The organism is Nocardia asteroides (assembly GCF_021183625.1).
GTDB classification, from domain to species: Bacteria; Actinomycetota; Actinomycetes; order Mycobacteriales; family Mycobacteriaceae; genus Nocardia; species Nocardia asteroides_A.
Window position 1 is genome coordinate 2,570,841 of sequence record NZ_CP089214.1, and the last position, 20,478, is coordinate 2,591,318.

Consider the following 20,478-nt stretch of genomic DNA (forward strand, 5'->3'; position numbering starts at 1 on the left):
TCTCAGAGCGATAGGTCGCGCCGGACGACTTTGCCGGTCGCGTTGCGCGGCAGTGCCTCCGGGGTGAACCGCCAGTGCGCGGGCACCTTGAAGTAGGCGAGCCGGGCCGCCGCGAACTCGCGCAGCTCCTCGGCGGTGACCGGGCTGGTGGTGACCACCAGCGCCGCCACCGCCTGCCCGAGGTCGGGGTCGGCGACGCCGAAGACCGCCGATTCGGCGACCGCGGGGTGCTCGTCCAGGACGTTCTCGATCTCGGTCGGGTACACGTTCTCGCCGCCGCGCAGGATGAGGTCGCTGCGCCGCCCCACCAGGTAGAGCCGCCCGTCGCGGAGCAGCCCGAAGTCGCCGGTGCGCAGCCAGCGCTCCCCGTCGAGCGCTGCGGCGGTGGCGGCCGGGTCGTTCCAGTAGCCGAGCATGACGTACGGGCTGCGCACGCAGATCTCGCCCTCGGCTCCGTCGGGCAGGTCGTTGCCCTCGGGGTCGCGGATGGCGAGGGTGACGCCGATGATCGGGCTGCCCACCGTCTCCGGGAAGGCCGCCAGCTCCGGCGGCGTCGCCAAGGTGCCCGCGGTGCCCGCCTCGGTGAGGCCGTAGCTGGTCGCGAGCTGCACCGGCAGCGCCTCCCGCAGCCGCTGGTGCAGCGCGGGCGAGGAGGGCGCGGTGTTCAGCGAGAAGGCGCTGAGCGAGGAGAGGTCGTACTCGGCCAGGTTCTGCTCCAGCAGCCGGATCGCCATGGTCGGCACCGCGCCCCAGTGCGTGACCCGTTCGCGCTCGATCAGCCGCAGTACCCGGTCGGCGTCGAACTTGTTGTCCGGGAAGATCACCGCCGCACCGGTGGCGATCCGCGGCACCACCAGGTTGTGCAGGCTGGCGATGTGGAAGAGCGGCGAGCTGAGCAGCCAGCGCTTGGCGCTCGGGCGCTCGGGGTCGAAGGCGAGCCCGGCGAAGGTGTCGGCCATGGCCTCGGTGAAGCGGTGGTACTCGGTGACGGCGAGCAGGTTGCGGTGCGTGTGCACGACGCCCTTGGGCCTGCCGCTGGTGCCGCTGGTGTAGAGGATGACCGCGGGGTCGTCCTCGTCGACCGGGGTCTCCGGGGCGGCGCCGGCGAACTCGGCGAGCAGCGCGGGGAGGTCGTGCTCGATGGTGAGCACGGGGATGTCGGTGCCGGTGATGCGCTCGGCCCTGGCGGCGTCGGCGATCACCACGGCCGGGGTGGAGTGGCCGAGCGCGTAGTCGATCTCGCGCGGCGCCCACCAGGCGTTGTACCCGGCGGCGATGGCGCCGAGGCTCTGCGCCGCCCAGAAGGCGATCACCCACTCCGGGGAGTTGGCGGCGAGGATGGCGATCCGGTCGCCCCTGCCGACTCCGTAGCGTGCGGCCAGCCCGGCGGCCAGCGCGCCAGCGGCGTCGGCGTGCTCGGTGTAGGTCCAGCGGCGCTCGGCGGTGACCAGGTAGTCGCGGTCGCCCCAGCCCCTGGAGTCGGTGAGCGCGGTGCCGAGCGAGCGTCGGCGGTGCACGAAGACCGGGAGCTGCGTGCCGAGCACCGGCTCGACGGTGAGCGCGAACGGGCCGCCGGGTCCGGCGAGTTTCGCCGCCACCTGCGCGGCGAGCTGCCGCGGATCTGCCGCCATCGTCATCGGGACACTCTCCTGCCTCAGGGAACCAGTACCGCGCGGCCGCGGATCTGCCGCCTTGGTCATCGGGACACCCACCCGCCTCAGAGAACCAGTACCGCGCGGCCGCGGATTTCACCGCGCGCCAGCCGATCGAACGCGGTGCGGCCGTCGGCCAGCTCGAACCGCTCCACCGCCACCGAGAGCCGCCCGGCGCGGGCCAGCGCGACCGACTCGACGAGGTCGGACTTGGTGCCGCCGTACGACTTCCGCACCGAGGCGCCCCACGGCCAACCCGGCCCGCCGGACGGCCCCGCGGTGAGCTCCGGGGCGCCGCCGCCGAGCCCGACCATGCGGTACGCGCCGTTCGGCGCCACCGCCTGCACCGCGAGCGCGGCGGTGGCGTCGGTGCCGACGAAGTCGAAGACGGCCTCGGCGCCGCGGCCGTCGGTGAGCGCGAGGATCTCGGCGGCGGTCTCCGGGCCGGCGATCAGCCCGAGGTCGGCGCCGCACTCGGTGGCGAGCTCCAGCTTGTCCGGGCCGAGGTCAACCGCGATCACCCGCACCCCGTCGATGGTCTTCAGGATCTGCACCGCGACGTGCCCGAGCCCGCCGATCCCGATGGTCACCGCGGTGGCCCCCGGGTACAGCTGCTCGCGGGCGCCGCGAATCGCGTGGTAGGAGGTGAGCGCGGCGTCGGCGAGCGGCGCCGCGGCGGCGAACTCCAGGTCGCCGATCGGCACGAACGAGCTCGCCGGGACCTTGATGTACTCGGCCATCCCGCCGTCCGGGCCGAGACCGGGGCACGGCGGCATCGCGGTGCGGCCCGCCGCCAGGCACACGTTCTCGTTGCCGCGCTCGCACTCCCGGCAGACCCCGCAGGACCAGCACAGGTAGATCAGCCCGCGCTCGCCATCGGCGATCCCGGTGACCGCGCTGCCGACCGCGGCGACGGTGCCCGCGATCTCGTGCCCCATGGTGAGCGGATCCGGCAGCGGGAACTCGAGTTCCAGCACGTAGAGATCGGAGTGGCAGATGCCGACCGCGCCCACCCGGACCAGCAGCTCGGTGGGGCCCGGCTCCGGGATCGGCACCTCGCGCAACTCGAGGGTTCCTGGCCCGGTGAGCTGCAGCGCTCGCATCGTCGAGGTATCGCCCACCACACGCTCCTGTTCGCGCCGGGCCCGACGTGACCTGGCACACAGGACGCTAGCAGTCGCTGGACACAGCGTCCAGTGAACGACGGAATGTCTATGATCGGACGATGCCCGCCCACACGGAGCCTCGGCGCACGCTGCGCGCGGAGCAGAAGCTGCGCACCAGGGAGCGCATTCTGCAGGCGGCGAGCGCGCTCTTCGTCGAGCGCGGCTACGGCGCCGTGCGGGTCGACGACATCGCGGCCGCCGTCGGGTGCAGCCGCGCCACCTTCTACCTGCACTTCACCGGCAAGATGGAGGTGCTGAGCGTGCTCGGCGAGCGCACCGCGCTGCCGAACGCGCTCGCCTTCTGCGAGGATCTGGACCGGGTGCTGGAGACCGGCTCGCGCGCCGAGTTCGAGGACTGGATGCGCCGCGCCATCGACTGGTTCGAGCAGCACCGCGACCTGCTCTCGGCCTGGGACGAGGCGACCGCGCTGGAGCCGGAGTTCCGCGACCTCATGCGGGCCGGCTTCGCCGCGCTGCCCGAATCCATGACCGCCTACCTCGCGCGCTGGCCCGCCGAGCGCCGCGACGAGGCACGGCTGCGGGTGGAGATGCTGGTGGCGCAGCTGGAGCGGTTCTTCACCCGGTGGGCGCTGCTCGGCACCATCGACGTCACCGCGGACCGGGCGGCCGCGGTGCTCGCCGACATCTGGTTCCCCGCGCTGCAGACGCCCTGATCAGCCCTGGTCGTGCGCGGCGCGCAGGGCGGCGACGTCGATCTTGGACATGGTGCGCAGCGCGGTGGCGACCGCACCGGCGCGGGCCGGGTCCGGCGAGCCCATGAGCTCGGGCAGCTCCGCCGGAACGACCTGCCAGGAGAGCCCGAAGCGGTCGGTGAGCCAGCCGCACGGGCCCGGCGTGCCGCCGTCTGCGGTGAGCGCGGCCCAGAGCCGGTCGACCTCGGCCTGGCCGTCCACCGAAAGCTGCAAGGACGCGGAGTCGGAGAGCGGGTGGCCCGGCCCGCCGTTCATCAGGGTGACGGCGTGGCCGTCGAGGTCGAGGCCGAGGATGAAGGCGCGGCCGTCCGGGCCGGGGGTGCTCGAGGTGATCCGGGAGTTCGGGATCGCGGCGGTGTAGAGCGCGGCGGCTTCTTCGGCGCCGGACTCGAGCCAGAGGAAGGTGGTGACGGTCATGGTGTCTCCTCGATCGGTGAGCTGCTGTCACCCTGCGGTCGGAGCCGGTTTCCGGTTCTCGACACAGTTGGCGGAAAGATCTCAGGCGCCGACCGCAGCGGCGATCACCGGCCAGGAATTGCGCAGGTCGTCCTGCCAGTAGGGCCAGGCGTGGGTGCCGGTGCGCAGGTCGGTGGCTGCCGGGATGCCGAGCTCGGCGAGCCGGGCGAGGAACGAGCCGGTGCAGGGCCCGATCACCGACTCCATGATGCCGCCGACCACCGCGCGGTCCGGCTCGGCGAGCGAATCGTGCCTGCCGGGCAGGCCGTTGCCCGCGGAGATGTAGAGCGCGGTGCCGCGCAGGCGGTCGGCGTTGAGCGTGGGGTCGTGCGCGGGCCAGGCCGGGTCGGCGGGGCCGCCCCACATGTTCGTGGCGTTCGCGCCGAAGACGCCGAGCTGGGCGTAGACCATGGCGCGGGCGGCCGGGTCGCTGGTCCGCGGGCAGCCGCTGAAGGCGCCGACCGCCCGGAAGCGGCCGGGGTGCTCGATGGCGAGGTTGAGCGCCGAGGTGGCGGACATGGAGACGCCCGCGACGGCCATCCGGTCCGCGGCGCCGAAGCGCTGCTGGAGCAGCGGCGGGAGTTCGTCGCCGAGGAAGGTGGACCAGCGGTTGCGGCCGAGGACCGGGTCGTCGGCCTGCCAGTCGGTGTAGTACGAGGCGCGGCCGCCCATCGGGACGACCACGGTGATCGGCTTGTCCGCGTAGAACTCGGCGACGTCGGTGCGGCGGGTCCACGGGCCGCCGTCCTCGCCGCCGTCCACCGCGTTGAGCAGGTAGAGCACCGGCGCGCCCTGGCCCGCGTTCGAGACCCAGAGCGTGATCGGCCGGTCCATGGCGGCGGAGTGCACGACCACCTCGAGCTGCCTGCCGCCGAGCGGGCGCACGTCCAGGATGCGGGCGGGGCCGGGGTCGGCGGTGGCGGTCACTGGCGGCAGTACTACACCGGCGAGAGCCGTGAGCAGGACGAGCAGGGTCCGGCGGATCATGTCTGTAGTGTGCTGCACCGGGCGCGGTGGCGCTTGGAACGCACCGCGCGTGTTCCGATCAGCGGGCGTGCGTCAGCTCCCTGACCCCCGCGCGGTAGCGCGACAGGATCAGCCGGACGACGGCCGGGTGCACGCCGATCGGCTCGGCGACGGCATCCGCCCCGGCATCGTGCAGCCGCTGGTGGAACAGCCCGTGCGCGAGCAGGTACGAGGCGACGACGACCCGTTCGGCCCCGGCGGCGCGCAGCTCGGCGACGACCTCGGGCACCCGGGGCGTCCCGGTGGCGACGTAGGCGATCCGCACCGGAACCCGCAGCTGCTCGGCGAGCAGCCCGGCCGCCCGCCGGACATCCGCGCGCGCCCTGGCATCCGACGAACCCGCCGCGGCCAGCACCACCGCGTCCCCGCGCCGCCAGCCGGCCGCGCGCAACCGCAGCACCAGCACCCCGGCCAGCGCCGCATCCGGCCCCATCGCGGGCGTCACGGTGACGGCACCGTGCCCGCTCTCCGCCACCTCGCGCGGCACGTCCTGGTAGACGTGGTACCCCGAGGCCAGGAACGCCGGAACCAGCACCGCCGCTTCGGAATCGAGATCACGGAGCACCTCGGCGGGCGACGGCCCGAGCACGTCGACGAAGGCGGTCCGCACCCGCGGCGCAGCCGGCTCCGCGGCCACCGCCTCGGCCAGCGCCGCGATCATCTGCACGCCCCTCGTGCTCCGCGTCCCGTGCGCGACCAGCACCAGCGCGGGGGCGCTCACCAGGCCCCCACGACGCGCCTGCCGGGCACCTGCCTGCCGCCGCGGAACGGCTGCACCGCACCCGCCCCGCCACCCGGCGTCACCACCGGCGGCGGCGGATTGTTGTCGATGCACTCGGCGGCGTCGAGCGCGAGCCGGTAGCCGCGCTTGACCACGGTCTGGATCGCCTTCGGCGTGCCGAGCCCGGCGCGCAGCCGGGCGATGGCGGTCTCCACCGCGTGCGTGTCGTCGCCCCCGCCGGGCAGCGCGGCAAGCAGGTCCTCCCTGGACACCACCCGCCCCGGCTGCCTGGCCAGCGCCCGCATCAGCGCCATCGGAGCAGGTGCGAGCTGGCGCACCTCGCCGTCGACCACCACGCAGGCGCCACGCACGCTGATGTGGTGCCCGGCGGCGTAGATCCGGTTCGCCCGCCGCGGCAGCTCCTCGGCGACGTGCCTGGCCAGCGCGCCGAGCCTGGCCCGCGCGGGCTGGGTGGTCGGCACGCCGAGCTCCTCCAGCGGGGCCGCGGTGATCGGCCCGACGCAGGCGGCGAGCACCCGGCCGCGCAGCGCGTAGAGCAGCCCCTCGAGCAGCCCGGTCGCCTTGGCGCGCATGAGCATCGAGGCCACCGCGGGCGCGCTGGTGAAGGTGACGCAGTCGATGCTGCCGGTGACGACGGATTCGATCAGGGTGTCCATCGGGCCGTTGTCGTCCGGCGGCACCCAGCGGTACACCGGGACCGGCACCACGTCGGCGCCCGCGCAGCGCAGCACCTCGCAGAAGTCGGGGACCGGCTCCCACTCGGTGGTGGCGCCGTGCAGCTGCACCGCGATCCGCACCCCCTCCACGCCCTCGGCGAGCAGGTGGTCGAGCACCTCGGCGGAGGATTCCGAGGCCGGCGACCACTCCTCGCGCAGCTCGGCGGCGCGGATGGCGCCCTTGGCCTTGGGGCCGCGGGCCAGCATCCGGACGCCGGAGAGGGTCTCGCGCAGCTCCTCGGCCAGCCCCCAGCCCTCGGCGGCCTCCATCCAGCCGCGGAAGCCGATGCCGGTGGTGGCGACGACGATCTGCGGCGGCTCGGCCATGAGCTGCCTGGTGACGCGCTCGAGCTCGGTGTCGTCGGCGAGCGGGATGATCCGGATGGCGGGCGCGGAGACGATGCCCGCTCCCCGCCGGACGAGCAGGGTGGCGAACTCCTCGGCACGGCGCGCGGCCGTGATGCCTATGGTGAAGCCCGCTAGGGCAGCGCTCGGGTCGGGCGTCGTCATGGGCGTGGCCTCATCCATCCGAGGCGGTGTCACCGACCGGCTTGTTCGAAATCGACACCAGCCCGTCGTCGACCCGCACCGCGTAAACCGGCAGCGCTGCCGAATCATCGTCCAGGCAGCGGCCATCCACCAGGGAGAAGGCCTGCTTGAGCAGCGGCGACGCCACCACGGGCACGCCGCCGCGATCGCCGACGATCCCGCGCGACATCACCGCGGCGCGACCGAACGGGTCGATATTGCCGACGGCGTAGAGCACGCCGCCGGGGAGCAGGAACAGCGCTGCCTGGCGGCCGCCGCGCAGCAGGACCGCGACGCCGCGGCCAGGGGTCAGGTAGTCGAGGCGGCAGGCCTGTGTCCACCCGGTCGTCGTGGCCGGCGCGTAGCCGGGGGTGTCGATAACGGTCATCACTCTTCTCCTCGCCGAAGCCCTACCTATTGGTACCGGCGTCCTGTTTCCACGCGGTTAATCGGTCATTTCCCGGCTGTAGCCGCGATCGGGGGCATGCCGAGCAGAACCGGCACCTTGCGCTCGCCGCTGTCGTCGAAGGAGATGGTCGGGTCGGACTCCTCCGGCGCGTTCACGAACGACACGAACCGGGAGAGCTTCTCCGGATCATCCAGCACCGCGGCCCATTCGTCGCGGTAACCGTCCACGTGCTGGTCCATGGCCCGCTCCAGCTCGTCGGCGATACCGAGGCTGTCCTCGCACACCACCGAGCGAACGTAGTCGATGCCGCCCTCGAGTGATTCCTGCCACGGCGCGGTGCGCTGCAGCCGGTCCGCGGTGCGGACGTAGAACATCAGGTAGCGGTCGATGTAGCTGATGAGGGTGGCGTCGTCCAGCTCGCCCGCCAGCAGCACCGCGTGCTTGGGGGTGAGCCCGCCGTTGCCGCCGACGTAGAGGTTCCAGCCGTTCTCGGTGGCGATCACCCCGACATCCTTGCCGCGCGCCTCGGCGCACTCGCGGGCGCAGCCGCTGACCCCGAGCTTGATCTTGTGTGGCGAGCGCAGCCCGCGGTACCGCTTCTCCAGCAGCACCGCCATGCCGACCGAGTCCTGCTGGCCGTACCGGCACCAGGTGGAGCCGACGCAGCTCTTCACGGTGCGCAGCGACTTGCCGTAGGCGTGCCCGGACTCCATGCCCGCGTCAACCAGCCGCTGCCAGATCAGCGGCAGCTGCTCCACCCGGGCGCCGAAGAGGTCGATCCGCTGGCCGCCGGTGACCTTCACGTACAGGTCGAACTCCTTCGCGACCTGGCCGATGGTGATCAGCTGCTCGGCGGTGACCTCGCCACCAGGCATCCGCGGCACCACCGAGTAGGTGCCGTTCTTCTGCAGGTTGGCCAGGAAGTGGTCGTTGGTGTCCTGCAGCGCGGCCTGCTCGCCGTCCAGGATGTGCTCGCTGGAGGTGGAGGCCAGGATGGAGGCGACCGTCGGCTTGCAGATGTCGCAGCCGGAGCCCTTCCCGTGCTTGGCGATCAGCCCGGAGAAGGTGCGGATCCCGGTCACCTGGACGATCTGGAAGAGCTCGGCGCGGGACTGCTCGAAGTGCTCGCAGAGCGCCTTCGACATGGCGACGCCGGACTGCTCGAGCAGCTTCTTGAGCATCGGCACGCAGCCGCCGCAGGAGGTGCCGGCCGAGGTGCAGCTCTTGATGCCGGGGACGTCGCAGGCGCCGTCGGCGATGGCGCCGCAGATGGCGCCCTTGGAGATGTTGTTGCAGGAGCAGATCTGCGCGTCGTCCGGCAGCGCGTCGGCGCCGAGCTCGGCGCCTGCCGGGGAGATCAGCGCGGCGGGCTCGGCGGGCAGCGGCCGCCCGACCAGCGGGCGCAGCGCCGCGTACTGCGAGGCGTCGCCGACCAGGATGCCGCCGAGCAGGGTCTGCGCGTCGTCGGAGACGACCAGCTTGGCGTAGGTGCCCTTGGCGGCGTCGTGCAGCACCACCGAGAGCGCGCCCTCGGTGGTCCCGTGCGCGTCGCCGAAGCTGGCGACGTCGACGCCGAGCAGCTTGAGCTTGGTGGAGAGGTCGGCGCCGGGGAACTCGCCCGCGCCGCCGAGCAGCCGATCGGCCACGATCTCGGCGGTGGTGTAGCCGGGGGCGACCAGGCCGTAGCAGACGCCCTCGACCGCGGCGCACTCGCCGATGGCGTAGATGTGCGGGTCCGAGGTCCGCAGCCCCAGGTCGGTGACGATGCCGCCGCGCGGCCCGACCTCCAGCCCGGCGTCCCTGGCGATCTGGTCGCGCGGGCGGACGCCTGCCGAGAAGACCAGCAGCCCGGCCTCGATCACGCTCTCGTCGCTCAGCGTGATCTTCAGCCGGTTCGCCGCGGTGTCGCCGGTGGCCTCGATGGACGAGGTGCCGACGCCGGTGTGCACGTGCAGCCCGAGGTCGCTGACCAGCCGCTCCAGCACCGCGCCGCCGCCCTCGTCGACCTGCGCGGGCATCAGCCGCTGGTTGTACTCGACGACGTGCGGGGTCATCCCGAGCATCCGCAGCGCGTTCGCCGCCTCCAGCCCGAGCAGCCCGCCGCCGACGACCACGCCGTGCGCGCCGGGACCTGCGGCTTCCGCGGCGGCGCGGATGCCGTCCAGGTCGTCGAGGGTGCGGTAGACGAAGCACTCGGCGTGCTCGTGGCCGGGCACCGGCGGGACGAAGGGGTACGAGCCGGTGGCGAGCACCAGCGCGTCGTAGGCGAGCACGTCGCCGGTCGTGGTGGTGACGGTGCGCGCGTCCCGGTCGATGGCCGCGCCGCTCTGGCCGAGCCGCAGCTCCACCAGGGGGTCCCCGGCGTACTCGTTGCCGGGCAGCGCCAGCGCGGCGGTCTCCCAGTTGCCGACGTAGGAGGAGAGCCCGACCCGGTCGTAGGCGGGCAGCGCCTCCTCGCTGAGCACGATGACCCGCCAGGTGCCCTCGGTGTCCCTGGCGCGCAGCGCCTCGACGAAGCGGTGGCCGACCATGCCGTGACCGACGACCACGGCGGTGCGAGTTGCTGTGGATGTCATGGGGAGTCCCTTCGGGGAGTCGTTGCGGGTCAGCGGGCGGGGACGGCGTCGGCCTCGGCTTCGAGGACCAGCGCCTCCGCCTCGACGACGATGTCGGTGGCCGCGGCGGGACGGCGGACGAACACCAGCCAGCTGAGCGCGACACACGCGACGTAGAAGCCGGTGAAGACCCAGAAGGCGGTGGTGGCCGAGCTGGTGGAGGCGTAGGAGGAGCGCAGCACCAGGTTGATCCCGACCCCGCCGAGCGCGCCGATGGCGCCGACGAAGCCGATCAGCGCGCCGGAGGTGTTCTGCGACCACGCGGCCCGCTCCGGCTCGGCCAGGCCGAGCGTGCGGGACTCCTCCTCGAACACCGACGGGATGAGCTTGGTGACCGAGCCGTTGCCGAGCCCGGAGAGCACGAAGAGCGCGATGAAGCCGATGACGAGCGCCGTCATGGTGCCGCCGGTCGGGACGCCGCCGTTGCTGTCACCGACGGTGCTCGCCCCCGCCACCAGCACGGCCGCCGCGGTCATCAGCACGAAGACCACCGCGGTCACCCGGCCGCCGCCGACCCGGTCGGCCAGCTTGCCGCCGTAGGGCCTGGCCAGCGAGCCGAGCAGCGGGCCGAGGAAGGCGATCGAGGCGGCGTGCAGGGTGGCCTGGGCGGCGGTGTCGCCGCCTGCCCGGAAGCTCAGCTGCAGTACCTGGCCGAAGGCGAAGCCGTAGCCGATGAACGAGCCGAAGGTGCCGATGTAGAGGAACGCGACGGCCCAGGAGCGGCGCACCTTCAGCGCGGTGAGCATGTAGCCGAGGTCGGCCTTCTGGTTCGCCAGGTTGTCCATGTAGAGCGCGGCGCCGACGCCTGCCAGCGCGATCAGCACCAGGTAGACGGCGCAGATCACCGAGGCGTACCCGTTGCCGAGCGTCGCGATCACCGCCAGCCCGACCAGCTGGATCACCGGGACGCCGATATTGCCGCCGCCCGCGTTCAGCCCGAGCGCCCAGCCCTTGAGCCGCTGCGGGTAGAAGGCGTTGATATTGGTCATCGACGAGGCGAAGTTGCCGCCGCCGAGCCCGGCGAAGGCCGCCACCACCAGGAAGGTGGTGTACGAAGTGCCGGGCTGGTTCACGAAGTACAGCGTGAGCAGCGTCGGGATCAGCAGCATGAGCGCGCTGAAGACCGTCCAGTTGCGGCCGCCGAAGCGGGCCGTGGCGACGGTGTAGGGGATGCGCAGCAGCGCACCGACCAGCGTCGGCACCGCGACCAGGAAGAACTTCCCGGCCGGGTCGATGCCGAACTGGTCGGCCGGCATGAACAGCACCATGACCGACCAGATCGACCAGACGGAGAACCCGACGTGCTCGGCGAAGACCGACCAGATCAGATTGCGCCTGGCGATCTCCTTGCCGCCTGCTTCCCAGGCAGCGACATCCTCGGCATCCCAGTCGGTGATGGTGTGCGTGCGGGTCGACGTGCTCAACGGGGCCTCCCTGTCGTGCGGATGGCCCAACGGTAGGGAACGGGTATTGCCGGAATGCTGCGCGAAATTGCCGCCGGATCAACGGTTGCTCACCTGCCGCGCGGAGCGGGGGTGAGACCCGGAGCTTTGTTTCGGGCGTGTGACACAACGGTTCTCGTCGCGTCACGAAGAGCCGAAACCGCAGGTTACCGCCGGTGAGGTGTGACCTACAGCATGAACCGGGCAGCCGCGGGGCGCAACCGGATCACCAGCTGTCCTCGAGCATCCGCGGCTTGCAGGCCTGCCAGGCCCCGAGCAGCATCACCACGGCCACCACCGAGAGCAGCCCGAGACCGGCGGCCCAGCCGCCGGTCGCCGTGTGCAGCACGCCGAAGAGCAGCGGGCCGACGCAGGCCACCGCGTACCCGACGCCCTGCGCGAAGCCGGAGAGCGCGGCCGAGCCCTCCTGGGTGCGGGTGCGCAGGTTGATGAGGGTGAGCGCCATCGGGAAGGTGCTCGGGCCGAGGCCGAGGATCACCACCCACAGCACCGGGGCCGCCATCGGCGCGAAGTACAGCCCGGCGAAGGCCACCCAGAAGCACACCGCGCAGCCGAGGACGATCGGGAACGGGTTCGCGAAGCGGGCGATCACCACCGGCGAGCCGAGCGCCGCGACCAGCCCGAGCAGCGCGAAGAGCGCCACCATGGTGCCGCCGAAGGCGGCGTCGGCGCCCGCGTCGACGAGCACGGCGGGCAGCCAGGCGAAGATCGCGTAGGTGGAGAGCGAGGTCATGCCGAACATGACGGCCATGCCCCAGGCCACCGGCGAGCGCCAGACCCGGCCGCGCGCGGCACCGGATTCGGGCAGCGCGGTGCCGTCGGCGCGGTCGCGCCCGCGCCGGACGCGCAGCACGGCGAACCACGGCAGCGCGGCCGCGAAGCCGACCAGCGCCCAGACCCCGATCGAGATCCGCCAGCCCTGTGCCTCCGCCAGCGGCACCGCGACCAGCGCGGGCAGCACCGTTCCGAGCTGCACCATGGTGATGTAGAGCGCGCTCAGCACCGCGACCCGGTCCGGGAAGTACCGCTTGACCAGCGGCGGGATCACCACGTTGCCGATGCCCATGCCGACGAGCGCGAGCGCGGAGAAGACCAGCAGCGCGCCGGTGCCGGAGACGGTGGCGCGGATCAGCATGCCGGTGCCCGCGGCCAGCATGGCCACCAGCGCGGTGCGCTCCAGCCCGAGCGGGCGCACCAGCAGCGGCGCGAGCACGCCGGAGAGCGCGAAGGCCGCGGTCGGAATCATGCCGAAGACCCCGACCACCGCGGTGCCGTAGCCGATGTCGGCGCCGATCCGCTCGGCCAGCGGGCTGAACGCGGTGACCGCCACCCGGAGGGTGAAGGCGGACATCACGATCGCGGCGAATACCAGCAGGCGACCCTCCAGCAACGCGCGCCGACGCGCCGCGGGCTGCGTCGACGTGGATTCGGTCACCGATGGGTCGAGTGTGGCAGTCACCCGGAAATCATAGGATGACCCGATGATGTCGGGCAACCCTGTGTGAGCAGCGGTACCCTGTTGCGGTGCAACCCGTCCGGCGCACCAGCCTCATCGCCCAGGTGACCGAACAGCTGCGAGCCGAAATACGCTCCGGCCGTTGGGTGATCGGCTCGCGCATACCCACCGAACCCGAACTCACCGAGCTCACCGGCACCGGCCGCAACACCGTGCGCGAGGCGGTGCAGGCGCTGGTGCACGCGGGCATGCTGGAGCGCAGGCAGGGCTCCGGCACCTACGTCATCGCCGCCTCCGAGGTGGGCGGCACGCTCGGCAAGTACTTCGCCGACGCCGAGGAGCGCGACATCCTCGAGCTGCGCAAGGCGCTGGACACCACCGCCGCCGGGCTGGCCGCGCGCCGCCGCGACGACGCCGACATCGAGAACCTGCTCCGGTTGCTCGCGGTGCGCAACGAGCAGAACTGGGACCACTACGACGCCCGCTCGGTCGCCGCCGACGTCGAGCTGCACCGCGCCATCGTCGTCGCCAGCCACAACGCGGTGTACCTGGAGTTCTACGATTCGCTGCTGCCGACCATCGAGCGGGTGATCGCCGCGCGGGCGGTGAAGCAGCCTTCCGGGTACCAGGAGGAGCACACCGACCTGGTGCGGGCGGTGATCGACGGCGACCAGGAGCGCGCCGAGCGGGCCGCGAACTGCTTCCTCGGCTCGCTCATCGCCGAGTACCCGGACCACTGAGGTAACCGAAGGGTCACCATCCGGTTGCCGCCGATGTGAGCGGGAATTGCCGCCCGCGTCATCGGGGGCCACGGGGACGCAACAACGATTTCCTACCTTGTGATGGACCGAGGTGTCGAGGGGAAGGAATCCGATGACAGCGGTGGCCGAATCCGGTACGCAGACAGAACCGTTCATCCATCAGAAGCGCGGCCGCTGGCTGGAGCGCTGGGAGCCGGACAACACGCAATTCTGGGAGTCCGGCGGCAAGCGCACGGCGAAGAAGAACCTGTCCTTCTCGGTCTTCGCGGAGAACCTCGGCTTCAGCGTCTGGGTGATCTGGGGAACCGTGGTGACCAGCATGGGCGCCGCGGGCTTCCCGTTCCTGGCCGGGCTCGGCAAGGGCGACCCCGTCGCGGTGAGCAACGCGCTGCTGCTCACCTCCACCCCGACCCTGGTCGGCGCGGCGCTGCGCATCCCGTACACCTTCGCCATCCCACGCTTCGGCGGGCGGGCGTTCACGGCGTTCAGCGCGGCGATGCTGCTCATCCCGACGCTGGGGCTCGCCTGGTTCGTCAACCAGCCGGGCACCCCCATGTGGGTCTTCCTGGTGCTGGCCGCGCTGGCCGGGGTCGGCGGCGGCAACTTCTCCTCGTCGATGGCGAACATCTCGTTCTTCTTCCCGGAGGGCAAGAAGGGCGCGGCGCTCGGAATCAACGCCGCGGGCGGCAATCTCGGCGTCGCGCAGACTCAGCTGGTGCTGCCGCTGCTGATCACCCTCGGCACCCACCTGACCGCGAAGGACCCGGCCGGGTACCGCTTCGGCATCACGCTCTCGGTGCTGATCTGGGTGCCGTTCATCCTGGTGGCGACCTTCGGCGCGCTGCGCTACATGGACAGCATCGCGACCGCGAAATCGGACGGCCGCTCGTACAAGCTGGCGCTCACCAACCAGCACACCTGGGTGATGTCGTTCCTCTACATCGGCACCTTCGGCTCCTTCATCGGCTTCTCCTTCGCCTTCCCGACCCTGATCAAGGCCAACTTCCCGAACCTGGCGCAGATCGGCTGGATCACCACGCTCGGCAACCTGGCCTTCCTCGGCGCACTGGTCGGCTCGTTCAGCAGGCCGTTCGGCGGCTGGATCTCGGACCGGGTCGGCGGCGCCAGGATGACCGTCGGGGTGTTCGGCGGAATGGCGGTCGCGGTGGTGCTGATCATGGCGGCGCTGGAGATGAAGAGCTTCCCGCTCTACCTGATCTCGTTCCTGCTGCTCTTCGTGCTCACCGGGATCGGCAACGGCTCCACCTACCGGATGATCCCGTCGATCTTCAGCGCCGAGGTCACCCGGCGGGCGGATGCGCACGGCATGAGCGCCGCGGAGGCGACGGCATCGGCCCGGCGCCAGGCCGGGGCGGCGATCGGCGTCATCGGGGCGGTCGGCGCCTCCGGCGGGTACCTGCTGCAGCAGGCGCTCCGGCTGTCGAACATCAACTTCGGCAGCATGGCGCCCGCCTTCTGGGCCTACGCCGTCGCCTTCCTGGTGATGGCCGGGGTGACCTGGTGGTTCTACCTGCGGTCCTCGTTCGCGGTGCAGCGCGCGCCCTCGCTCGCCTACGCCAACGTCTGACCCGCGCACTCGAACGGCGCACCGGAGCCCCCGGCGCGCCGTTCGCGCGTTCAGACCAGGAGCCGGACCATGTCGGCGGTGCGGGCGAGGCCGGGAAACGCCTCCGCGCTGGAGCGCGGGTGCAGGGCGTGCACGGCGAGCCGGAACATGACCGCGCGCAGCAGCATCTGCGGCCACTCGGGCAGCTCACCCCAGCGCTCCAGCAGGCCGTCGTCGGCGCCGCCCCAGGAGAGCGCGTCCACCACGATCACCCCGGCCGCCCAGGCGACGGGGCGCCAGTAGGGGGTGAGGTCGGTGAGGCCGGGTGTGCTGAGGCCGTTGAAGAGCACGGTGCCGAAGAGGTCGCCGTGCACCAGCTGCGCGGGGGTGCGCACCGGGCGGCGCAGCGTGGCCAGCTGGCCGATCAGCTCCATGCTGCGCACGCCGTCCGGCGAGGTCGGCGGCGGCGCACCCGCCCCGCGCAGGCTGCGCAGCGGGATGGCCTCCCAGGCCGCGCGGTCGGCGGCGACGAAGACGTCGACGTCCAGCCACGGCGCGACCGGCGGCTGCGCCAGGAACCGCGGCCGCTCCAGCCCCGCGGTGGCCTCGTGCAGCCGCAGCGAGACCGAGACCACCTCGTCGTGCCTCGGCTCGGGGACGCCGTCCAGGTAGTGGTCGGCGCGCCAGCCGGAGACGACGTAGCGGCCGTCGGTGGCGCGCACCGGACGGGCCAGCCGCACGCCGTCCACCGTCAGCGTCTCGCGCACCCGCGCCGACCACGCGGAGCGCGCGTGGTCGGCCACCGGGCTGAGCACCACATCGTCGAGCAACCAGCCACCGTCCCAGTCGCCCAGCGACACCGGGGTGACCGACTGCAGGCCGAAGGTGGCTCGCACGTGATCGGGAGGTTCCTCGGAGGTCACGGCGGTACCGTAACTCCGCTTCCGGAACCCCGACGGTCGCCGCGCCGCAGCGGGAAACTGCTGTAGCACATCCGTAGCATCCGCCGTGACCAGCGGCTGCGGTCAGTACACGGGCAGTGTCCTGTCCACCTGGTTGGCCCAGGCGATGACGCCGCCCTGCAGGTGCGTCGCGTCCGCGAAGCCGGCCTGCTTGAGCGCGGCCAGCGCCTCGGCCGAGCGGATCCCGGTCTTGCAGTGCAGCACGATGGGCCGGTTCTGCGGCAGCTCGGCGAGCGCCTCGCCGGAGAGGATCCGGTCCTTGGGGATGAGCGTGGCGCCGTCGATGTGCACGATGTCCCACTCCACCGGCTCGCGCACGTCGATCAGCTCGACCTTGTCCGCGGCGAGCAGCGCCTCCAGCTCGCGGGCGGTGATCGTCGAGCCCGCGGCGGCGGCCTGGCCCTCGTCGGAGACGACGCCGCAGAAGGCGTCGTAGTCGATCAGCTCGGTGATCGGCTGCCGCTCCGGGTCGCGGCGCAGCTTGATGGTGCGGTAGTTCATGTCCAGTGCGTCGTAGACCATGAGCCTGCCGAGCAGCGGCTCGCCGATGCCGGTGAGCAGCTTGATCGCCTCGGTGACCATGACCGAGCCGATCGAGGCGCAGAGCACGCCGAGCACGCCGCCCTCGGCGCAGGACGGGACCATGCCCGGCGGCGGGGCCTCCGGGTAGAGGTCGCGGTAGTTGATGCCTCTCTTTTCACCATCCGGCGCGTCGGGGGCGTCCTCCCAGAAGACCGAGACCTGACCCTCGAAGCGGTAGATCGAGCCCCAGACGTAGGGCTTGCCCGCCAGCACGGCGGCGTCGTTCACCAGGTAGCGGGTGGCGAAGTTGTCGGTGCCGTCCACGATCAGGTCGTACTCGCGGAACAGCTCGACGGCGTTCTCCGGCTCCAGCCGGATCTTGTGCAGCCGCACGTCGATGCCGGAGTTGATCTCCAGGATGGAGTCGCGCGCGCTGTCCGCCTTCGGCCGCCCGATGTCGGACTCGCCGTGGATGACCTGGCGCTGCAGGTTGGAGGCGTCCACCTCGTCGAACTCGACGATGCCGAGCGTGCCGACGCCCGCCGCGGCCAGGTAGAGCAGCGCCGGGGAGCCGAGTCCGCCCGCGCCGATCACCAGGACCCTGGCGTTCTTCAGCCGCTTCTGCCCGTCGACGCCCAGGTCCGGGATGATCAGGTGCCTGCTGTAGCGGGCCACCTCGTCCCTGGTGAGTTCGGCGGCCGGTTCGACCAGTGGCGGCAGCGACTTCGATGATGACACGTCAAGGACTCCTCGCGTCGATGGCCGGTGAGTTTCTCCGTGCAACGCCGGTGACCGGCCGCTTCTTCCCGGCCATCGTCGCGCACCGGGAGACCGCGCTCACCCGCGGGGGTAGGGCCATGGGTTGAACCGGCAGCGCTTGCCGTCCATGGGAACGACCCCGCTCGGATCGAGCGTGGCGATGGCGTTGTTGTCGGTGCCGAAGGTCTGCTGCATCATCACCGGCGCCAGCCCGCCGTCGGTCTCGCACGGCTGGTGCTGGTGGTAGCCGATGGCGTGGCCGATCTCGTGGTTCACCAGGTACTGCCGGTAGGAGCCGATATCGCCCTCGAAGGCCGGCGCCCCGCGCACCCAGCGCGCCTCGGAGAGCACCACCTGCTCGGAGTCGGCGTTGTAGCAGGACGAATCGATCGGGATGTCGAAGCCGCAGGCCTTCCTGGTGCTCGCCCTCGTGCTCAGCGCCACCCGGAAGTCCGGGTCGCCCTGGTCGACCCGGCGGAAGCCGAAGCGCGAATCATGGCTCCAGCTCTTGGGGTTGGCGAGCGTGGAGTCGACCATCTTGGCGACCGCCGCGTCGCCGCCGTACGCCGCGGTGTCGACCCCGTCCTCCACCTCGACGGTGTACCGGAAGACGTACTGCGTGCCTGGCCCGACCTGCTCGGTGCCGCCCGGGACGACGCGCCAGCTCCCCGCCCCGACCTCGGTGAACGGCCCGCCGTCCGGCAGCGCGCCGGTGGGCAGGTCGGCCGGGAACTTCCCCTCACCGGGCGGCGCGCCGATGATGCCGACGTCGTCCGCGCGCGGGCTCAGCGTGCCGAAGCCGGGCACCCCGCCCGCCACCACCACCGCGGGCGGCCCGCCGCCGCGCACCGCGTCCACCCCGACCAGCACGGTCACCGCGAGCAGCACCGGCAGCGCGTAGGCGCGCCAGCCGTAGGTGGCGAGGAACCGCCGGATCGGGCCGCGCCGCGGCGGCTCCGGCTCGCTCGCGAACGGGCCGTCCTCGATCGGATTCCAGCTCGCGGAGAGCGGCTGAAAGGAGCGATCCGGCGGGCTGTACTGGACGGGCGGGGCCCCACCGGCCGCGACGGGAAGGCGGTCGAGCTCGGCGCCGGACGGTGGTTCCGGTCGGTCGGTCACGGAAGACAGACTCTCACAGCGGCCAGTCTGCCCCGAATCGCCGCACGCCGCAGCGGGGTTGGGCCGGTAATCACGGCCGGGCACGGGCGGCGCCCGACAATTGGTATCGTGCTTGGGATACCCGGTGCAAACCCCCCACTCTTGCCGGGGCGTCGACTGGGAGAGCCGAAATGACTGACCTCGTGGATCGGATGGCGCGCAACGCGTCGCCCGATCCCAAGCCCGCGGGCAACCGCGGTGCCACCGCGACCAAACGTGGCACCAGGCTGCCGCGCGACGAGCGCAGGCAGCAGCTACTCCAGGCCGCGAGCGAGGTCTTCGTGCTCCGCGGCTATCACGCCTCCGGGATGGACGAGATCTCGCAGTGCGCAGGAGTGAGCAAGCCGGTGCTGTACCAGCACTTCACCAGCAAGCTCGAGCTGTACGTCGCCGTGCTGCAGAACTACGTCGACATGCTGGTCTCCAGCGTGCGCCAGGCGCTGCGCTCGACCACCGACAACCGGCAGCGCGTGCGCGCCGCCGTCCAGGCGTACTACGACTTCGTCGACAACGAGCAGCAGGGCTTCCGGCTGGTCTTCGAATCCGACCTCACCAGCGAGCCGCAGGTGCAGCGCCGGGTCGAGCAGGCCACCGAGGCCTGCGTCGACGCCGTCTTCGACGTGGTGGCGCACGACTCCGGGCTGGACCCGTACCGGGCCCGCATCCTCGCGGTCGGGCTGGTCGGCGCCAGCCAGTTCACCGCGCGGTACTGGTTGGAGGCGGATCGCCCGATCCCCAAGGAGGAGGCGGTGGACACCACCGTCGCGCTGGCCTGGGGCGGCCTCTCGCACATCCCGCTGCAGCACCCGCTCGAGCGGCCCTGACCCGACGACGAGGGCCCCGCACCGAATCGGTGCGGGGCCCTCGTCGTCGGTTGGGTTCAGACGGCGGCGAAGCCGACCCGGCCCGCGGCGGAGGCGCCGATCTCGACGTAGGCCACCTTCGCGGCCTGGATCAGGTACTTGCGGCCCTTCTCGTCGGTCAGCGACAGCACCCCGTTCTCGCCGGCGAGCGCGCCGCTGACCAGGGACTCGACCTCGGCCGGGGTCTGCGAGCTGGCGATCACGAGCTCCCGCGGGCTATCCGAAATACCGATCTTGACCTCCACGGCCAACCTCCGAACCTAGAGTCCTGTGCTGTCGGTCCCAGGCTAGTCGAGCACGCGACGGGCACCTCGCGCGGACGCTTCGCTCTGCGCGAAACGCGGCTTCACCACGGCAGGCGCACAGCTCAGGCCGGCTCCACCAGCTGGATCTCCAGCTCGATCTTGACCGCGCTGCTCAGGAAACCGGGAGCGGGCGCGCCGACGCCGAGCGCGGTGCGGTCGATGCTGCCGGTGGCGGAGAAGCCGGCGTGCAGCTTCTCGTCGCCGGGGAACTGCTGGAGACCGCCCCACTCCACCTCCAGCGTCAGCGGGGTGCTCTTGTCGCCGAGCGTGGCCTCGCCCTCGACGGTGAAGGTCTCGGCGATCCGCACCGGCGCGGCGGCGCGGAAGGTGAGGGTCGGGCGGTTGGCGACGTCGAGGAAGTCGGCGGCGCGCACGTGCTCGTCGCGGCCGGGGTTGCCGGTGTCGAAGGAGTCGAGCTGGATGCTCGCGCCGAGGGTGGCGAGCCCGGCCTCGTCGACGGCGAACTCGGTCTCGAAGCTGGTGAACCGGCCGCGCACCTTGGCGATGCCGAGGTGCCGGACGGTGAAACCGACCGAGGAGTGATGGGCGTCGAGGGTCCAGGCGCCGGGCTTCAGCAGGGTGTCGTTCGTGCTCGTGGTCATGGTTCCACGGTGCCCGTACCCGGCGGGGGTACCAAGG

The 20,478-nt window shown here is 72.0% G+C and carries 19 protein-coding genes; 4 read left to right on the forward strand and 15 right to left on the reverse strand.

Going from position 1 to position 20,478, the window contains the following annotated elements:
- Window positions 1-2 precede the first annotated feature (2 nt).
- Together LTT61_RS12470 and LTT61_RS12475 are read right to left on the reverse strand one after the other, a co-directional pair.
- Window positions 3-1,637, reverse strand: coding sequence for a class I adenylate-forming enzyme family protein (locus tag LTT61_RS12470; RefSeq protein WP_233020097.1), 1,635 nt, complete (start codon window positions 1,635-1,637; stop codon window positions 3-5).
- Between the two features lie 80 nt (window positions 1,638-1,717).
- Window positions 1,718-2,755, reverse strand: a complete 1,038-nt coding sequence (locus LTT61_RS12475; protein ID WP_233020098.1) for an NAD(P)-dependent alcohol dehydrogenase — start codon at window positions 2,753-2,755, stop codon at window positions 1,718-1,720.
- A 122-nt stretch (window positions 2,756-2,877) separates the two neighbouring features.
- Here LTT61_RS12475 and LTT61_RS12480 point away from each other — a divergent pair, with 122 nt between their 5' ends.
- The gene (locus LTT61_RS12480) at window positions 2,878-3,492 is read left to right on the forward strand and encodes a TetR/AcrR family transcriptional regulator (protein ID WP_233020099.1); all 615 of its coding nucleotides are present in this window, start codon (window positions 2,878-2,880) and stop codon (window positions 3,490-3,492) included.
- Here LTT61_RS12480 and LTT61_RS12485 read toward each other — a convergent pair whose 3' ends face one another.
- From LTT61_RS12485 to LTT61_RS12520, 8 genes are all read right to left on the reverse strand, one after another.
- Window positions 3,493-3,948 carry a VOC family protein gene (locus LTT61_RS12485; protein WP_233020100.1) on the reverse strand — a complete coding sequence of 152 codons (456 nt, stop codon included), beginning with the start codon at window positions 3,946-3,948 and terminating at the stop codon, window positions 3,493-3,495.
- An 81-nt stretch (window positions 3,949-4,029) separates the two neighbouring features.
- Complete coding sequence (locus tag LTT61_RS12490) at window positions 4,030-4,974, reverse strand: alpha/beta hydrolase (protein ID WP_233020101.1); 945 nt, start codon at window positions 4,972-4,974, stop codon at window positions 4,030-4,032.
- Window positions 4,975-5,032: 58 nt separating this feature from the next.
- The gene (locus LTT61_RS12495) at window positions 5,033-5,734 is read right to left on the reverse strand and encodes a sirohydrochlorin chelatase (RefSeq protein WP_233020102.1); all 702 of its coding nucleotides are present in this window, start codon (window positions 5,732-5,734) and stop codon (window positions 5,033-5,035) included.
- The gene (locus LTT61_RS12500) at window positions 5,731-6,981 is read right to left on the reverse strand and encodes a uroporphyrinogen-III synthase (RefSeq protein WP_233020103.1); all 1,251 of its coding nucleotides are present in this window, start codon (window positions 6,979-6,981) and stop codon (window positions 5,731-5,733) included. Before LTT61_RS12500 ends, LTT61_RS12495 begins: the two co-directional genes overlap by 4 nt.
- A gap of 10 nt (window positions 6,982-6,991) precedes the next feature.
- Window positions 6,992-7,387 (reverse strand): nitrite reductase small subunit NirD, encoded by a 396-nt coding sequence (gene nirD / locus LTT61_RS12505; RefSeq protein ID WP_233020104.1) that lies wholly within the window; start codon window positions 7,385-7,387, stop codon window positions 6,992-6,994.
- 65 nt (window positions 7,388-7,452) lie between these two features.
- Complete coding sequence (gene nirB / locus LTT61_RS12510) at window positions 7,453-9,984, reverse strand: nitrite reductase large subunit NirB (protein ID WP_233020105.1); 2,532 nt, start codon at window positions 9,982-9,984, stop codon at window positions 7,453-7,455.
- Between the two features lie 29 nt (window positions 9,985-10,013).
- Window positions 10,014-11,447, reverse strand: coding sequence for a nitrate/nitrite transporter (locus tag LTT61_RS12515; RefSeq protein ID WP_233020106.1), 1,434 nt, complete (start codon window positions 11,445-11,447; stop codon window positions 10,014-10,016).
- Window positions 11,448-11,691: 244 nt separating this feature from the next.
- Entirely contained in the window at window positions 11,692-12,945 is a 1,254-nt protein-coding gene (locus tag LTT61_RS12520) for an MFS transporter (RefSeq protein WP_233020107.1), read from the reverse strand.
- Window positions 12,946-13,010: 65 nt separating this feature from the next.
- On the opposite strand from LTT61_RS12520, the gene LTT61_RS12525 reads away from it, so the two are divergent.
- Together LTT61_RS12525 and LTT61_RS12530 are read left to right on the forward strand one after the other, a co-directional pair.
- Window positions 13,011-13,682: a FadR/GntR family transcriptional regulator gene (locus tag LTT61_RS12525; protein ID WP_233020108.1), complete on the forward strand. Its 672-nt coding sequence runs from the start codon at window positions 13,011-13,013 to the stop codon at window positions 13,680-13,682.
- Window positions 13,683-13,815: 133 nt separating this feature from the next.
- A complete protein-coding gene (locus LTT61_RS12530) occupies window positions 13,816-15,291 on the forward strand; it encodes an MFS transporter (RefSeq protein ID WP_233020109.1) in 1,476 nt (491 codons plus the stop codon).
- Window positions 15,292-15,341: 50 nt separating this feature from the next.
- Here LTT61_RS12530 and LTT61_RS12535 read toward each other — a convergent pair whose 3' ends face one another.
- The 3 genes from LTT61_RS12535 to LTT61_RS12545 form a co-directional block, all read right to left on the reverse strand.
- The gene (locus tag LTT61_RS12535) at window positions 15,342-16,193 is read right to left on the reverse strand and encodes a TIGR02569 family protein (protein ID WP_233020110.1); all 852 of its coding nucleotides are present in this window, start codon (window positions 16,191-16,193) and stop codon (window positions 15,342-15,344) included.
- Between the two features lie 102 nt (window positions 16,194-16,295).
- Window positions 16,296-17,492 carry an adenylyltransferase/sulfurtransferase MoeZ gene (moeZ, locus tag LTT61_RS12540; RefSeq protein WP_233020111.1) on the reverse strand — a complete coding sequence of 399 codons (1,197 nt, stop codon included), beginning with the start codon at window positions 17,490-17,492 and terminating at the stop codon, window positions 16,296-16,298.
- Window positions 17,493-17,591: 99 nt separating this feature from the next.
- Complete coding sequence (locus LTT61_RS12545) at window positions 17,592-18,632, reverse strand: DUF3152 domain-containing protein (protein ID WP_233020112.1); 1,041 nt, start codon at window positions 18,630-18,632, stop codon at window positions 17,592-17,594.
- Between the two features lie 170 nt (window positions 18,633-18,802).
- Here LTT61_RS12545 and LTT61_RS12550 point away from each other — a divergent pair, with 170 nt between their 5' ends.
- Entirely contained in the window at window positions 18,803-19,495 is a 693-nt protein-coding gene (locus tag LTT61_RS12550; RefSeq protein WP_233020113.1) for a TetR/AcrR family transcriptional regulator, read from the forward strand.
- A 56-nt stretch (window positions 19,496-19,551) separates the two neighbouring features.
- Here LTT61_RS12550 and LTT61_RS12555 read toward each other — a convergent pair whose 3' ends face one another.
- Both LTT61_RS12555 and LTT61_RS12560 read right to left on the reverse strand, forming a co-directional pair.
- The gene (locus LTT61_RS12555) at window positions 19,552-19,779 is read right to left on the reverse strand and encodes a DUF3107 domain-containing protein (RefSeq protein WP_233020114.1); all 228 of its coding nucleotides are present in this window, start codon (window positions 19,777-19,779) and stop codon (window positions 19,552-19,554) included.
- A gap of 122 nt (window positions 19,780-19,901) precedes the next feature.
- Complete coding sequence (locus LTT61_RS12560; RefSeq protein WP_233020115.1) at window positions 19,902-20,441, reverse strand: YceI family protein; 540 nt, start codon at window positions 20,439-20,441, stop codon at window positions 19,902-19,904.
- Between the last annotated feature and the right edge of the window lie 37 nt (window positions 20,442-20,478).

Bases quoted from the DNA above. Each gene is read 5' to 3' on its own strand.
- LTT61_RS12550 (WP_233020113.1), top strand. From the start codon at position 18,803: ATGACTGACCTCGTGGATCGGATGGCGCGCAACGCGTCGCCCGATCCC.
- LTT61_RS12500 (WP_233020103.1), bottom strand. From the start codon at position 6,981: ATGACGACGCCCGACCCGAGCGCTGCCCTAGCGGGCTTCACCATAGGC.
- LTT61_RS12475 (WP_233020098.1), bottom strand. From the start codon at position 2,755: ATGCGAGCGCTGCAGCTCACCGGGCCAGGAACCCTCGAGTTGCGCGAG.
- LTT61_RS12470 (WP_233020097.1), bottom strand. From the start codon at position 1,637: ATGACGATGGCGGCAGATCCGCGGCAGCTCGCCGCGCAGGTGGCGGCG.
- LTT61_RS12560 (WP_233020115.1), bottom strand. From the start codon at position 20,441: ATGACCACGAGCACGAACGACACCCTGCTGAAGCCCGGCGCCTGGACC.
- LTT61_RS12485 (WP_233020100.1), bottom strand. From the start codon at position 3,948: ATGACCGTCACCACCTTCCTCTGGCTCGAGTCCGGCGCCGAAGAAGCC.
- LTT61_RS12490 (WP_233020101.1), bottom strand. From the start codon at position 4,974: ATGATCCGCCGGACCCTGCTCGTCCTGCTCACGGCTCTCGCCGGTGTA.
- nirD (WP_233020104.1), bottom strand. From the start codon at position 7,387: ATGACCGTTATCGACACCCCCGGCTACGCGCCGGCCACGACGACCGGG.
- LTT61_RS12480 (WP_233020099.1), top strand. From the start codon at position 2,878: ATGCCCGCCCACACGGAGCCTCGGCGCACGCTGCGCGCGGAGCAGAAG.
- nirB (WP_233020105.1), bottom strand. From the start codon at position 9,984: ATGACATCCACAGCAACTCGCACCGCCGTGGTCGTCGGTCACGGCATG.
- LTT61_RS12530 (WP_233020109.1), top strand. From the start codon at position 13,816: ATGACAGCGGTGGCCGAATCCGGTACGCAGACAGAACCGTTCATCCAT.